Source organism: Rhodococcus sp. 05-339-2 (assembly GCF_002258965.1).
Taxonomy (GTDB): domain Bacteria; phylum Actinomycetota; class Actinomycetes; order Mycobacteriales; family Mycobacteriaceae; genus Rhodococcoides.
In genome coordinates this window covers 359430-373835 of record NZ_NOYW01000020.1, presented here as the reverse complement: position 1 = coordinate 373835, position 14406 = coordinate 359430, and the positions used below count along the sequence as shown (strand labels likewise).

15 protein-coding genes and 1 pseudogene are annotated in these 14406 nt (G+C 64.4%); 9 read left to right on the top strand and 7 right to left on the bottom strand.

The window, feature by feature from the left end; all coding sequences use genetic code 11:
• The first annotated feature begins 139 nt into the window (after positions 1-139).
• Both CH273_RS24415 and CH273_RS24410 read left to right on the top strand, forming a co-directional pair.
• Positions 140-565 (top strand): DUF1707 SHOCT-like domain-containing protein, encoded by a 426-nt coding sequence (locus tag CH273_RS24415; protein ID WP_032397422.1) that lies wholly within the window; start codon positions 140-142, stop codon positions 563-565.
• Positions 562-1248: a haloacid dehalogenase type II gene (locus CH273_RS24410; RefSeq protein ID WP_032397423.1), complete on the top strand. Its 687-nt coding sequence runs from the start codon at positions 562-564 to the stop codon at positions 1246-1248. Before CH273_RS24415 ends, CH273_RS24410 begins: the two co-directional genes overlap by 4 nt.
• 13 nt (positions 1249-1261) lie before the next feature.
• Here the strand turns inward: CH273_RS24410 and CH273_RS24405 are convergent, their stop codons facing one another.
• Genes CH273_RS24405 through CH273_RS24395 form a run of 3 tightly spaced genes read right to left on the bottom strand, consistent with a single transcriptional unit; the run spans position 1262 to position 2882 of the window.
• Positions 1262-1831, bottom strand: coding sequence for a P-loop NTPase family protein (locus CH273_RS24405; protein ID WP_371828387.1), 570 nt, complete (start codon positions 1829-1831; stop codon positions 1262-1264).
• Positions 1828-2451: a class I SAM-dependent DNA methyltransferase gene (locus CH273_RS24400; protein WP_032398201.1), complete on the bottom strand. Its 624-nt coding sequence runs from the start codon at positions 2449-2451 to the stop codon at positions 1828-1830. Before CH273_RS24400 ends, CH273_RS24405 begins: the two co-directional genes overlap by 4 nt.
• Positions 2452-2480: 29 nt before the next feature.
• Positions 2481-2882, bottom strand: coding sequence for a VOC family protein (locus CH273_RS24395; protein ID WP_032397424.1), 402 nt, complete (start codon positions 2880-2882; stop codon positions 2481-2483).
• A 167-nt stretch (positions 2883-3049) separates the two neighbouring features.
• On the opposite strand from CH273_RS24395, the gene CH273_RS24390 reads away from it, so the two are divergent.
• Positions 3050-3574, top strand: coding sequence for an alpha/beta fold hydrolase (locus tag CH273_RS24390; RefSeq protein WP_032397425.1), 525 nt, complete (start codon positions 3050-3052; stop codon positions 3572-3574).
• On the opposite strand, the gene CH273_RS24385 is transcribed toward CH273_RS24390, so the two are convergent.
• Complete coding sequence (locus CH273_RS24385) at positions 3565-4101, bottom strand: nucleotidyltransferase family protein (protein WP_032398202.1); 537 nt, start codon at positions 4099-4101, stop codon at positions 3565-3567. The two genes, CH273_RS24390 and CH273_RS24385, sit on opposite strands and share 10 nt — an antisense overlap.
• Before the next feature lie 175 nt (positions 4102-4276).
• Between CH273_RS24385 and uraD (CH273_RS24380) the strand changes: the two are divergent.
• The 4 genes and pseudogenes from uraD (CH273_RS24380) (at position 4277) to pucL (ending at position 7939) form a co-directional block, all read left to right on the top strand.
• A pseudogene (gene uraD, locus CH273_RS24380) lies at positions 4277-6180 on the top strand (2-oxo-4-hydroxy-4-carboxy-5-ureidoimidazoline decarboxylase).
• Between the two features lie 10 nt (positions 6181-6190).
• On the top strand, positions 6191-6694 hold the full coding sequence (gene uraD / locus CH273_RS24375) for a 2-oxo-4-hydroxy-4-carboxy-5-ureidoimidazoline decarboxylase (protein WP_032397426.1): 504 nt from the start codon (positions 6191-6193) through the stop codon (positions 6692-6694).
• Positions 6691-7017: a hydroxyisourate hydrolase gene (gene uraH / locus CH273_RS24370; RefSeq protein WP_032397427.1), complete on the top strand. Its 327-nt coding sequence runs from the start codon at positions 6691-6693 to the stop codon at positions 7015-7017. The genes uraD (CH273_RS24375) and uraH overlap by 4 nt, the downstream gene beginning before the upstream one ends.
• A gap of 1 nt (position 7018) precedes the next feature.
• Positions 7019-7939 carry a factor-independent urate hydroxylase gene (gene pucL, locus CH273_RS24365; RefSeq protein WP_032397428.1) on the top strand — a complete coding sequence of 307 codons (921 nt, stop codon included), beginning with the start codon at positions 7019-7021 and terminating at the stop codon, positions 7937-7939.
• A gap of 10 nt (positions 7940-7949) precedes the next feature.
• Here the strand turns inward: pucL and CH273_RS24360 are convergent, their stop codons facing one another.
• Both CH273_RS24360 and CH273_RS24355 read right to left on the bottom strand, forming a co-directional pair.
• Complete coding sequence (locus CH273_RS24360) at positions 7950-8582, bottom strand: DUF2461 domain-containing protein (protein ID WP_032397429.1); 633 nt, start codon at positions 8580-8582, stop codon at positions 7950-7952.
• Positions 8583-8591: 9 nt separating this feature from the next.
• On the bottom strand, positions 8592-10160 hold the full coding sequence (locus CH273_RS24355) for a PucR family transcriptional regulator (protein WP_032397430.1): 1569 nt from the start codon (positions 10158-10160) through the stop codon (positions 8592-8594).
• 216 nt (positions 10161-10376) lie between these two features.
• Between CH273_RS24355 and CH273_RS24350 the strand changes: the two genes are divergently transcribed.
• Entirely contained in the window at positions 10377-11189 is an 813-nt protein-coding gene (locus CH273_RS24350; RefSeq protein ID WP_032397431.1) for an FAD binding domain-containing protein, read from the top strand.
• The gene (locus CH273_RS24345) at positions 11186-13900 is read left to right on the top strand and encodes a molybdopterin-dependent oxidoreductase (protein ID WP_032397432.1); all 2715 of its coding nucleotides are present in this window, start codon (positions 11186-11188) and stop codon (positions 13898-13900) included. The genes CH273_RS24350 and CH273_RS24345 overlap by 4 nt, the downstream gene beginning before the upstream one ends.
• Here CH273_RS24345 and CH273_RS24340 read toward each other — a convergent pair.
• Positions 13872-14309 (bottom strand): Lrp/AsnC family transcriptional regulator, encoded by a 438-nt coding sequence (locus tag CH273_RS24340; protein WP_032397433.1) that lies wholly within the window; start codon positions 14307-14309, stop codon positions 13872-13874. The two genes, CH273_RS24345 and CH273_RS24340, sit on opposite strands and share 29 nt — an antisense overlap.
• Positions 14310-14406: the final 97 nt, after the last annotated feature.

Sequence of the window (14406 nt, the reverse complement as noted above, 5' to 3'; positions counted from 1 at the left end):
GACCATCACCGGCCTGACCGTCACCGCAGGCGACGCCATCACCCAAGGCACCGTCCTCGCAGAGATCAAATAACGACATATCGGTAGCGATGCGAATTTTGGCTCGAACCCGGGCCTTGGATAGCGTTACCCTGTAGCAATGTCCGAGCTTCCGGAAATTCGTATCGGTACAGCTGATCGGGAAAAGGCGCTCGACGCGCTGAGCCTGCACTTCAGCGAGGGTCGCCTCACGGTTCCCGAGTTCGACGAGCGCAGTGCCACTATCGCTTCGGCCACGACGCGGGGGGAGCTCGACACAGTATTCGTCGATCTCCCCGCGACGCCGGATACGGCCCAGGCACCTGCTCGGACCGGGGCGTCGCCCGTTCCCGCAACGGCCGGAACCGGTATCGACTGGCGCGCAGTGGTGATGCCGGTGGTGATATTCGGTTCCCTGGCATTGTTCTTCCTCACCGACTTCGATCAGAACTGGCTCTTCTTCCTTCTCATTCCGTTGGCGGGTGCGGTGCTGTCGGCAGGTGGCCATTCCAAGAACGAGAAAAGGAAGAAGAAGAGGAATCGTTGAAGGCGCTTCTGTTCGATGTGTTCGGCACGGTGGTCGATTGGCGCACCAGTGTGGCCCGTGAGGTCGAATCTCTGTGTGGTTCCGACGTGGACAGTCATGCATTCGCCGACCGCTGGCGCAGCCTGTATCAACCGGCGATGGAACAGGTCAGGTCGGGTAGTCGACCGTTCACCCGGCTCGACGTACTTCATCTCGAGTCTCTTCGAGTCGTACTGTCGGAGTTCGACGTTCAGCTCGACGACGCCGACGTCGCATCCTTGAACAACGTGTGGCACCGATTGGATCCGTGGCCGGACTCGGTGCCCGGTCTCACGAGACTGCGGACCGATTTCATCATCGCCCCACTCTCCAACGGCAATATCTCGTTGCTTCTCGACATGGCCAAGAACGCTGGGCTGCCGTGGGACGCGATCCTCGGTGCAGAACCGGTCCAGGCGTACAAGCCCATGCCCGACGCGTATCTCCGCACCGCGGACATTCTGGGTCTGGAGCCGAGCGAATGCATGATGGTCGCTGCCCACAACAGTGATCTCGTGGCAGCAGCCGACTGTGGGTTCGCTACGGCCTTCGTCGCCCGTCCACTCGAACACGGGCCGAGCCAGACCGCCGACCTCGCCGCGGAGTCGGACTGGACCCACAGCGTCGACTCGATCGAGTCTCTGGCAACACAATTGGGCTGCTGACCGCACCTGCCGCTCAGTGACGCGCGAGAGGAATCAGTTGGCTCGCAATCCACGCGTCCACGTCCCGATGCGACCGGAAGCGGACAATCGTCAGCTCTGGGCGGCGCGCACTCAGTTGCCGCACCCGCTCGGTGGTCGACCGATCGGTGTTCCACGCCCATCGAATGATGTGTTCACGGTCGAGGAAGATGCGGTGCAGTGGCGGCTCGATGTTCCCGTTCCACAGCTCACGCCTACCGAACCTGCGGCGTAGCGTCCGAATTGTCACCTGCCGCATAACTGTTCGACGGGGTAGGTCGAGCCACAGGAACAGCTCGGCTCGGTCGGCGAGACGGTCTCGAACAATGCTGTACTGCCATTCGGTGACCCACGAAGAACGTGCAACGAACTCGTCGACGTCGTGCTCGAAGGTCGGACGCGGTGTCCAGTTCGGTCCGTGGAACAGGCTGTCGATCTCGATGTGTTCGATGCCGAGCAGGCACCCGAGGCGCGCGGCAAGCGTGGTCTTGCCGGAACCGGATGTTCCCGCGACGACGATTCGCGCAGGGCGATGTGGCAGCGCAGCATCCGGTCCGAAAATCACGACCGCGTCGCTCGTGTGCGGGCCAACAGATACGCCTGAGGCGTGGGTTCGTGCCCCATCGGGGCTCGATGCACGCGCACGTCCACCTCGAAGTCCGCGTCGACGAGCATGCCCGCGACTGCGTCGGGGTCGAGTCGATAGGCGTCGTAGGAGACCGAGTGCCCGTAGACGTGTTCGAGCCGCACTCGCTGGTCGCCGGACTGAAATGCCAAGAGCAGTGGACCGTTGGGCATGAGCACTCGATGCAGTTCGGCGAACACGGCAGGCAGGTGCGCCGGAGGGGTGTGGATGATCGAGTACCAGGCAACGATCCCGGCGACGGAGCTGTCCCCCGCGTCCAACGCCTCCATGGATCCGACACCGAATCGCAGGTGCGGATGTTCGCGCCGAGCGACCTCGATCATGTTGGGCGACAGATCCATTCCCGCTACGTCGAGGCCGAGGCGGTGCAGCTCCGCGGTGATGCGGCCGGATCCGCAGCCCACCTCCAGAACGGACCCGCTCGGTACCCGGGCCGCGAATGTCGCCAACAATCCGTGCTCGAGATGTCGGCCGTCGAGCTCGTCGCGGACGAGGTCGGCGTAGCTTTCGGCGACGGTGTCGTAGGCAGATCTCGTCATCGAAACATGCTGGTGCTCGGCCACGGTGGCTACGGTACCGGCTCACCCGGCGTCGGCAGGTACGAGTGCGTCAGCATCTCGAAGAAGTGACCGGTCGGGTCGCGGAAATACACTCCGCGGCCACCGTGCCCGGTGTTGACGGTGCCGGATTCGGTCATCCGAGGATCGGCCCAGTGCTCGACGCCCTGGTCGACAAGCCTGGCGTAGGCCGCATCGAACAGATCGTCGCTGACTCGAAAGGCGTAGTGCTGGAACTGAATATCGTCGAAGGGAGGCTCGGCGAATTGAACGAGCGTGCCGTCGGTGAGTTGCACGTTGACGAACGGCCCCCACGACGGTGCCTCCGGCAGACCGAACAGCGTGCGAAAGAACGCCGCAGAGTCGGAACTGTTCTTCGCCACGATGATGGTGTGATCGAACGAAATGGACATGCGCTGCTCCTGGGCAGTACGACGCCTCCATGCCTGACGCAGTCCGTCATCGATACGCGACGCTGTCGCCGATGCTCGCATGGACCCCGAATCCGAGTCAACCGGTGAATTCACGGTCGCAGTTCGGTCATCTCCGATGACAACATCGCCGAGGAAAGGACCACAGCATGGTCGGCAGACTTCTGTTCGTTCACGGTGCCGGCGGATTCGTCGACGACGCACCTCTGGCCAACGGGCTTGCGCAGGCTCTGCGCCTCGACCTTCGGATGCCGGAACTGCCCGACACCGCCATGGGTTTCGAGGACTGGGCCGAACCGGTTCGGCAGCACCTGGACCGGCTCGGACCCGACGATGCGGTGATTGCGCATTCTTTCGGCGCATCGATCCTCGTCAGGGTCTTGGCAGAACATCGCCGGGAGCGACCCCTGCGAGCCACTCTGTTGGCAATGCCGGACTGGACGCCGCGTGGGTGGGACGTCGCCGACTACGCGTTCACCACCCCGGAGCCCGAGACCGACCTGACACTCCTCCACTGCCGGGACGACGATGTGGTTCCCATTTCTCACCTGGCGCTGAACTCGAAGGCTCTTCCGTCGGCGACGGTGGTCGAGTTCCCGACCGGTGGTCATCAGTTCGACGGCATGATCGACGCCGTTGCCGCTCGAATCCTCCGACCGGGCGCTCACCGATAGTCGTGATCGATTCCCGTTGCCCAGTGCGAACATTCGACGGCAACGACGTCGTCTCTTCCCCGCAGGAAGTCTCGGGCACCTGAGTCTCCCGATGCCGATGCCACGGCTGCGTCCACGTGTCGACGCGCCAGAACGACAGGATGGCCGGGACGGCCGTCGAACACGGCCCTGGCGAGACCGGTTTCCCGCGCTGCGCCGAGTACTGCCCGAACCACCTCGGCTCCGACGTCCGGGGTGTCGACCACGTGCACAACCGCGTACTCCGCGTCCGCCGTCGCCGCCAAACCGGCGGTGAAGGAGGCGCTCATGCCCTGGTTCCAATGGGGCGTGTGCACCGCGATCACGCCGTCGGGCATGGGCGCATCTGCTGCGCCGAGAACCACGACCACGCGATCACAGCCACCGTCGCGCAGCGCCCGCACCGCCGTCCGCAACCACAGCCCGTCGTGGGCGAGAACCTTGGGCGATCCGTATCGCGTTCCGGCACCGGCGGCCAGTAGCACTCCGACGGCCAGGTCCGACACGATCGCTCCCTTCTCCGTTGGGTGGAATCTTGGATGTTCGCACAACGTCCACGTCGAGTACGCCCCGAAGTTTGTGCGCGCTCGACTAGCGAGGATAGGCGTGATGGCTGATTCTTAGTGCACTTCTCCTGCAGCGTCGCAGGAATCCTGCCCTGTTGCTTCCGCGAGGTGCCCACCCATGTCCGTCAAGCCCACCACACGCAAACGTGTCCATCCTGTCGACGAAGTGCTTCCCGTTCCGAAACTTGCCGCCTACGGGTTCCAACATGTCGTCGCGTTCTACGCAGGCGCTGTCCTGGTACCGATCATCATCGGCAGCGCGATCGGACTGACCAACGAACAGTTGATCCACCTGATCAATGCGGATCTGTTCACCTGCGGCATCGCATCGATCATTCAATCGGTCGGATTCTGGAAGGTCGGCGTTCGACTCCCGCTGCTGCAGGGTGTGACGTTCGCCGGTGTCTCTCCGGTGATCGCGATCGCGATGGCGAACGGCGGCGGCACCGAGGGGTTGCTGTACGTCTACGGTGCCGTCATCGTCGCCGGACTCGTCACCTTCTTCATGGCTCCGTACTTCAGCAAGCTGCTGCGGTTCTTCCCGCCGGTGGTGACCGGTACCGTCATCACGATCATCGGTGTCGCGCTGCTCCCGGTGGCCGTCAACGATGCGGTGACCAATCCCGCTACGCACGAGCAGGATCCGACGAACGGCCGGTGGATGGCGTACGCGATCGGCACGCTGCTGATCATCGTGCTGATCCAACGTTTCTTCAAGGGCTTCATGGCCACCATCGCCGTGCTGCTCGGCCTCGTGATCGGAAGCGCTGTGGCATTCGTGCTGGGAGACATGAACTTCGACGGCACTCGGATGCATCGTGGGTCGGCTTCACCCAACCCTTCCTGTTCGGTGTACCCAAATTCAGTGTCATCGCGATCATTTCGATGATCGTCGTCATGCTCATCATCGCTGTCGAAACCACCGGCAGTGTGTATGCGACGGGTGAGATCGTCGGCAAGCGCATCAAGAAGGACGACATCGCAGCGACTCTGCGGGCGGACGGAGTGGCCACCGTCATCGGCGGTACGTTCAACTCGTTCCCGTATACGGCGTTCTCGGAGAATGTGGGTCTGGTGCGCCTGACCGGTGTGCGCAGTCGGTGGGTCGTCGCCGCGGCCGGCGGCATCATGATCCTGCTCGGCCTGCTGCCCAAGACCGCGGCGGTCGTCGCGTCCATCCCGCCACCGGTACTCGGTGGTGCCGCGCTGGCGCTGTTCGCGACCGTCGCCGTGGTCGGAATCCAGACGCTGTCGAAGGTGGACTTCACCGATCATCGCAACCTGATCATCGTGGCCACCAGTCTCGGACTGGCGATGCTGGTGACCATTCAACCGTCGGTCTCCGAGGGCGTGCCGGATTGGCTCGAGATGTTGTTCGGCAGCGGCATCGTTCTCGGCGCGGTGTCCGCGATCGTGCTCAACGTGTTGTTCTTCCACATCGGCAACCGCGGCCAGGCGGTCGCGGGCGGTCCGGGTAAGGGCATCACCCTCGACAAGGTCAACGAGATGTCCGCCGAGGACTTCGCCGCCACGTTCGGCGGCCTGGTGCAGGGCACTCCGTGGGTGGTCGAACGCGCCTACCAGCAGCGCCCTTTCGCCGATGCGCACGGTCTGCGCGAGGCCTTCCAGGAGGCACTGTTGGCCGGCACCACCGAGGAACAGATCGAGCTGATCAACAGCTACCCCGATCTCGGCAGCGAGGACGCCACCGGCACCCTCAACGCGGCCGATCACGTCGGCCTGTCCAACCTCGAGGAGGACGAACACAACAACATCGTCCAACTCGCCGCCGAGTACAGGGAACACTTCGGCTTCCCGCTGGTGATCTGCGCGCGGGAGACCGAACGCTACGATCGAGTCCTGGCCAACGGCTGGTCTCGCGTCGAGAACGCACCGTCGGCCGAGCGGTCGTTCGCGATGATCGAGATTGCCAAGATCGCAAACTACCGGTTCGACGATCTCGTGGCCGATGCCAACCCGATCGCGGCCGCGCGGTTCGGTCGCATCAACGATTTCAGATAGAGAGCGCGAGTTGCTACACGAATGGATAGGGCTCGACGGGTTCAATCGGCTCAGTGACAGGCAGGCGATGCATGCGCTCTACGAGTGCTGCGCGTCGTCGATCTGGGCCCGTCGAGTCGCCCACGGTCGCCCCTTCGACAGCCGAGACATGCTGTTGGACAGAGCAGATCGGGTGTTGGCCGAACTACCCGAGGCAGAGATCGACCATGCGCTCGACGGTCATCCTCGGATCGGAGGCAAGGCCGACAACCCGTCGTCGAAACGTGAGCAGGCCGCGGTGACGAGCGCGGGCACCGAGGTGCTCGACAAGTTGGCGGCGGGAAATCGTTCCTACGAGGAGAAGTTCGGTCACGTCTACCTGGTGTGCGCCACCGGCAGATCCGCGGAGGAATTGCTCGCTATCCTCGAGGAGAGGCTCGACAACGATGCCGAAACCGAAAGACGGGTGCTGCGCGTGGAACTGGCCAAGATCAATCGAATTCGCCTCGGCCGCATGCTGGGTCCCGAGCAGTGACGGGATTGTCGACGCACGTCCTCGACGCGACGTCGGGGACACCTGCGGTAGGGATGAGGGTGCGGTTGTTCCACCCCGAGGAAGGCGAGATCTCCACGGCCACCACCGATGGCGACGGCCGCATCGGCGAGGTCGTGCCCGGTCCGATCGATCCGGGCGTGTACCGCCTGTCGTTCGACACCGGCGACTACTTCGAGGCGACGAGAACACCGAGCTTCTATCCCGAGGTGTCCATCTCGTTCACCGTCACCGATCCCGACGCCCACTACCACGTCCCATTGCTGTTGTCCCCCTTCGCTTATTCGACCTATCGCGGGAGCTGACATGACCGACCTGACCGGAAAGATCGTCCTCGGATCCAATCAGTACGGCAAGGCCGAGAACCGCGTAGTGCGGATCTATCGGGACTCGCCTCGGCACGAGATCCACGACATCAACGTCTCGAGCGCTCTGCGTGGCGATTTCTCTCCCGCGCATCTGGTGGGCGATCAATCCAATGTGCTTCCCACCGACACCCAGAAGCAGACCGCGTACGCATACGCGAAGACCAAGGGATTGCTCCACCTGGAGAGTTACGGCCTCGATCTGGCCCGCCACTTCGTCGACGACGTGGAGCCGGTGGAGGGTGCGCGCATCGAACTCGAGGAGTACGCGTGGGCCCGCGCGGTGATCGACGGCGTCGAGCACGATCACACCTGGACCCGCAAGGGCGAGGAGATCCGTACGTCGGCGGTGACCGTCGAGGGCAAGGGTGACGCGCAGCAGACGTGGGTGATCAGCGGCTTCAAGGAGATGGTGATCCTCAAGTCGACAGGTTCGGAGTTCCACGGATTCCTCGAGGACGACCTGACGATTCTCGAGCCCACGACCGACCGGGTGATGGCGACATCGTTGACAGCGCAGTGGCGATACACCACCACCGACGTCGAGTGGGATGCCGTCTACGCGGGCGTGAAGGCGGCGATGATCGAACGGTTCGCCAATTTGCAGTCACTGGCCCTCCAGCAGACCCTCTACGCCATGGGCGAGGCGGTGCTGGAGAAGTATCCGTTCATCGCCGAGATCACCATGTCCGCACCGAACAAGCATCACTTCGTCTACGACCTGGGCAAGTTCGGCATCGAGAACAATCTCGAGGTGTTCAATGCGGACGATCGGCCCTACGGTCTGATTCAGGCAACCGTCGAACGCGAGGATGCCCCGGACGCCGGAAGTGCCTGGCGGACATACTCTGTCGTCGGATAGGGTGCCGCGCTCATGTGTGCAGCGCCGCGGTCCATTCCACCAACGGGGTGAGAGCTCGCCAGGCATCGCGCACCTTCGTCGCGGCCTTGGGTGTCTCGAGCCACGCGGGTGAGCCGAAATGCTTGCCCGCGGTGAGTGACTTGTGGCGTAAAAGGTCGATGCGCGGGTGGTCGAGCTCGTATCCCCGCGGCTTGGTCTTGAGCTTGTCGCCGCCGATCTCGTAGCCGGCCTTGGTCAGCGTCGCCAGTATCCGCTCGAGTTCGGCTCCGCGGACGTCGTCGTCGACGGTGCGGCGGTAGCGGGCAACGCCCTCGGACGAGGAGTTGTAGAAGCCGCCTGCAACGAACAATCCGGCGGGATCTATCTGCACGTAGAAGCCGAGACTGTCACCGCGAGCGACGAAGCCGCCCTGGTGGGTCTTGTACGGGGTCTTGTCCTTGGAGAAGCGAACGTCGCGGTAGGGGCGGAAGACCTTGGCGGTACCGAACTCCGATTCGAGTGTCGCGAGCAACGCCGTCATCGGACCCTTGACCGCGTTGTCGTAGACATCCTTGTGCTCGTTCCACCAGAGCTTGCTGTTGTCGGCTTCGAGGTCCTCGTAGAAGTCCAGGGCCGCGAAGGGTATTCCGGTGAAGCCAGTCATCGTTCGATCCTATGCGGCCCCGGTAGCCGACGAACGAGGGATGGATTGAAGCGCGAGATAGACATCGAGCCGATCCGAGGTGGAACTCATATCGCGGCCCAGCAACTCCTCGACTCGCTTGATTCGGTACCGCACGGTGTTCAGGTGTACGTGCAACGATTCGGCCGTTCGGTTCCACGATCCGCCGGTGGCCAGGAACTCGCGGAGGGTATCGGTCAGACCGGCATCGGTTCGCCGGTCGTAGTCGAGCAGCGGCGCCAGAACGTGTTCGACGAACGACCGACGCACGTCGTCGGGCAGAGCCGAGAGCATCGTCACCGCCGATGTCGGTTGCGCACCCGCGGTGATGGTCACCGGGCTCGACCCTTGCCTGCTCATTTCCAGTGCGTGGCGGGCCGATCGCAGCGCGCCGTCGATGGTGATCCCGGTCGCTTCGGAACTGACGCCCACCAGCAGACGGCTGTGTCCGATGCCGGAGCCCAAGCGGCTCAATCGGGTTCGCAGTGTGTGCGTGAAGCTCGGATCGTCGGTGTTCACGACGGCGACGATGTCGCCGTGCGTGCTGCATCCGACGCACCCGCCGCCGAAGGAGGTCAGGGTGTCACTGAGAACCGTACGCAGCATCTCGCGCAGGTCGATCCGTCCGCTGTGGACGACCCTGACGACGACCAGCGAGCGGTCCGGGTCGACTCCTGCCTGGCGCAGCCGCGTCATGGCTTCGGGTCTGGTGCTGTCGGTTTCGATCAACGCCACTGCCTGGTCAGCGATTTCACGACGGACCAGCCGTCCCTCCTCGCGTCGAGCACGATCGAGCGCGGCGATCGCCGCGAGCTGACCGAACGCATCGGAGATGGCGGGTGGGAACGTCGCCATGTCTCCGGCCACTGCGAGGAACCATCGCGTGGTCCGCTGCACGAGCGACGGTCCGATGCCGAAGATGCTGTACACATCGCCGTCACCGAGAGTGGTTGTCGTGGGGAGCCTTTCGGAGGACAGCGCGGCGTGCGTCAGCGTGTCCACGTCGGCATCGGAGAACGCCGAGACCTCGGCGACCAGCCGACGTCCGGTCGCGGTGAAGATCAGACACGCCATCCCGGTCTCCCTGGAGGTGTGCAACGCCAACTCGTCGAGCGCTCTGCCGTCCGCGATCGCCGTGAGCAGCTGACGTTGCCGGACGAGCGAGGTGTTCAGCATGGCTATGCGGTCTCCGGTGACACGGCCGACGAGGAACTCGGTCACCTCCCCGAACGACACGGCCTCGGGTATTGCGAGCAGCGGTAGACCGTGCCGCTCGCAGGCGTCGATCAGATCGGGTGGGACGTGGCCGAGAAGCCCTTCCCCGGCGGCCAGTGCCGACGCTCCCGATTGTGTGACGGCCCGGACGAACATCTCACTGTCCGCGGGCGTTCGATGCCATACGAGACCGGTGATGACCAGCTCGCCACCCGCGATGTAGCGCGACGGGTCGGGCAGATCCGTCGTGTACGTCCATCGCAACGTCCGACCCAGTGCGTCGGTATCGGAGGTGAGCAATCGAATGCCGAGCTGCGCGGCGTCCAGCAAGTCCTTGACCTGCACTGCAGTTCCTCCCCCGGCCCTCGCTGAGCGTGCCCGAAACAGCCGAGCGCGTAGGAAGAAACAGTATGTGTGGGTTGTTTCCACCGGGTTTCGGGCGTATCGCCGAACGACCGAAGATCGGTAACAGATACTCACTACAGTTCGAGAGAACACATCGGCTGGTGGATCTGCCGGCGTGGCGGATCCGCCGGCGAGGACGAGGGGTGAACGACGACCATGGATCTCGGTACTGTCGACGACATCGTGCTTCCCGGCTCCCGCGCGGACCTTCCGCCAGGACGTGTGGACACTGCGGTCCTCGCGGGAGGTACCTGGCTGTTCTCGGAGAAGCAGGACCATCTGGCCACCCTCGTCGACATCACCGCCTTGGGCTGGGAGCCGTTGACAGTCACCGAGACCGGGCTCTCGATCGCCGCGACGTGCACCATCGAGACGCTGGCACGCTACACCTCTCCGTGGCCGGCCACCGCGCTGTTTCCCCGCTGCGCAGCAGCATTGTTGGCCTCGTTCAAGATCTGGAAGACCGCCACCGTCGGCGGCAACATCGCGCTGGCTCTTCCTGCCGGAGCGATGATCTCGTTGACCGCAGCCCTCGACGGCGTCGGGCAGGTGTGGTCGGGCGATGGCCCCGATCACGACTATCGCATCGCGATCGCAGACCTGGTCACGGGCCCGCACGCCAATGCCCTCCGACCGGGAGACGTGCTGCGCAGTATCGATGTTCCACTGCACGCTCTCCAGTCGCGAACGGCGATGCGCAAGCTCGCGCTGTCACCGCTCGGCCGATCGGCGGCCGTGGTGATCGGGCGGGTCGACGAGGGCGGCGAGTTCGTTCTGACCGTCAGCGCGTCGACCGTCCGTCCGTTCGTTCTGCGCTTCCCGGCCCTGCCGACGGCGGGCGAACTCGACGACGCGCTCGCCGCCACCATCGGTCCCCAGCACTGGTACGACGACCCCCACGGGGCCCCGGACTGGCGGCGTCACATCAGTTGCACTGCAGCGCAGCAGATTCGCGAGGAGTTGTCATGATCGTAGACATCAACGGTGTGCCGACCGATGTCACTCCACGGCCAGGTCAGTGTCTGCGCACCATGCTCCGTGAACACGACCACTTCGAGGTGAAGAAGGGGTGCGACGCGGGCGACTGCGGCGCATGTTCGGTTCTCGTCGACGGTGAACCGGTGCATTCGTGCATCTTCCCCGCGTTCCGTGCAGCGAACCGGTCCGTCACCACCGTTGCGGGGCTCGGTACACCGGACGATCTCCATCCGATGCAGAGCCGGTTCGTCGAAGCCGCCGGATTCCAGTGTGGGTTCTGCACTGCGGGAATGATCGTCACGGCCTCGACGCTGACCGAGGGCGATCTGGACGAGCTTCCCGAACGGCTGAAGGGAAACCTGTGTCGCTGCACCGGGTATCGCGCCGTGTCCGACGCCGTCTGCGGAGTGGTCAACACCGAGAAGTCCGTCGACGGTCCGGCGTGTGGACGGTCGCTCGCGGCACCGGCAAGTACCCGCATCGTCACCGGAACCGAGCCGTACACACTCGACCACACCCCTCCCGGATTGCTGCACGCCAGTGTTCTCGGAAGTCCACATGCACATGCCCGGATCGTGTCCATCGATACCAGCGCGGCCGAGCAGGTGCCGGGCGTCCAGTTGATCCTGACTGCGAAAGACAGTCCGAGAACCGCGTTCTCGACGGCCCGGCACGACCGCCGCGTCGACGATCCGGACGACACCCACGTTCTCGATACCGTCGTGCGCTTCATCGGCCAGCGAGTGGCGATCGTGGTAGCAGAATCGGTCGCGGCAGCCGAGGAAGGGTGCCGCGCTCTCGTCGTCGAGTACGACGTGCTGCCCGCAGTGTTCGATCCGGAGTCCGCGCTCGCCCACGATGCGCCGAAGATCCACGGCGACAAGGACGCGACGGCTCGGATCGCGGATCCGTCGCGCAATCTGGTGGCCGAGCTGCACGGCAGTACCGGGGACGTCGACGCAGGCGTTCGCGACGCAGCTGCGGTGGTCACCGGCCGCTGGACCACTCAGCGGATTCAGCACGTGCACCTGGAAACCCACGGCACCATCGGCTGGTTGGACGAGACCGGAAAGCTGAATCTGCGCACCAGCACTCAGGTTCCGTTTCTGGTGCGAGACGAGATCTGCGAGATCTTCGGCTTGGCACGCGATCGCGTCCGCGTGTTCACCGCGCGCGTCGGCGGCGGATTCGGCGGCAAGCAGGAGTTGCTCACCGAGGACGTGGTGGCGCTGGCGGTACTGCGTACCGGTAGACCGGTGCAGTTCGAGTTCACGCGCACGGACGAGTTCACCGTGTCGCCGTGTCGTCACCCGTTCCGTGTCGACGTCACCGCCGCCGCGAGCGCCGACGGTATCCTGACGGCCCTGTCGATCGACGTCCTCACCGACGCCGGTGCCTACGGGAACCACAGTGCCGGAGTGATGTTCCACGGCTGCGGCGAGTCGGTGGCGATCTACCGGTGCGCCAACAAGCGGGTCGACGCGAAAACCGTGTACACCAACAACATTCCGTCCGGAGCCTTCCGCGGTTACGGATTGGGGCAGGTGATGTTCGCGATCGAATCGGCGATGGACGATCTCGCCCGAGAGATCGACATCGATCCGTTCGAGTTCCGCAGGCGCAACGTGATCGTCCCCGGCGACGACATCGTCGCCGCCCACCACGAGGCGGACGATCTGCAGTTCGGCAGCTACGGCCTCGACCAGTGCATCGATCTGGCCGAAGCCGCTCTGCGACGCGGCAACGGCGAGCACGCACAGGCGGGATGGAAGGTCGGCGAAGGGATGGCGGTGGCCATGATCGCGACCATTCCGCCGCGCGGTCACCGCGCCGAGACCTCGGTGGCATTGCTGCCCGAGGGTCGGTACGAGATACGGGTCGGGACTGCAGAATTCGGCAACGGCACCACCACCGTCCACACTCAGATCGCGGCGAGTGAGCTGGGCACGTCCGTCGACCGCATCGGAGTCGATCAATCCGACACCGACTCGGTCACGTACGACACGGGCGCATTCGGTTCGGCGGGCACCGTGGTGGCGGGCAAGGCCCTGTACGCGGCGGTTCGCGCGATGTCGACTCGGATCCTGGAGCTGGCCGCCGCCGCGACCGGACACCGGAATTCGGACTGCACACTCGGACCGGAGGGGGTGCGCTGCGGAGATCGCTTCGTCACCCTCGACGACGTTCTGACGATGGCAGGAGGCACCCTCGTGACCGCGGGCAACAGTGGTGGGCTGCCGCGTTCGCTCGCGTTCAACGTGCACGCGTTCCGGGTGGCGGTGCACGAGGACACCGGTACCGTGAAAATACTGCAGTCGGTGCAGAGCGCGGACGCAGGAACCGTGATGAACCCGCAGCAGTGCCGTGGACAGGTCGAGGGTGGCGTCGCCCAGGCGATCGGGAGCGCACTGTACGAGGAGATTCGTACAGACGGTGCCGGTCTGGTCACCACCGATTCGATTCGCAGCTATCACGTTCCGCAGTTCGCGGACATTCCCCGCACCGAGGTTCTGTTCGCCGACACCTACGACCGTCTGGGTCCGTTCGGTGCCAAGTCGATGAGCGAGTCTCCGTACAACCCCGTGGCACCGGCTCTGGCCAACGCGATCCGTGACGCCGTCGGTGCCCGACTGTACGACCTGCCCATGTCGTCGGACCGGGTGTGGCGTGCGGTCAGCGGTCGTAGAAGGTCTGCAGAATGATCGTGCTGCGTGTCCGCACGTTGGCGGTTGCTCGGATCTCCTGCAGCAGACGCTCGAGCGCCCTCGGCGACTCGACGCGTACCAGCAGGACGTAGCTTTCCTCACCGGCAACCGAGTGGCACGACTCGATGGCCGACAGATGCTTCAACCTGGCGGGGGCATCGTCCGGTTGCGCGGGATCGATCGGAGTGATGGCCACGAACGCCGACAGCGGCCGGCCTAGGGCCTCCGGGTCGACCTGCGCCGTGTACCCACGGATCACGCGTCGGGACTCCAGCCGCCTGACTCTGGATTGAACGGCCGAGACGGACAGCGAAGCCTTCTCCGCCAACGTCGCCAGAGTGGCGCGTCCGTCGGAGACAAGCTCGTCGATGATCAAACGATCGACGCGATCGAGATTTTCACTCACCTGCGCAATGTAGCCCAGATCCCGAACGAATCAGCGGCCAGATCCGTTATCGCTGGTCGAATCGGTGCTTGTGCCTCTTTTCGATCGTCCGGCAGAG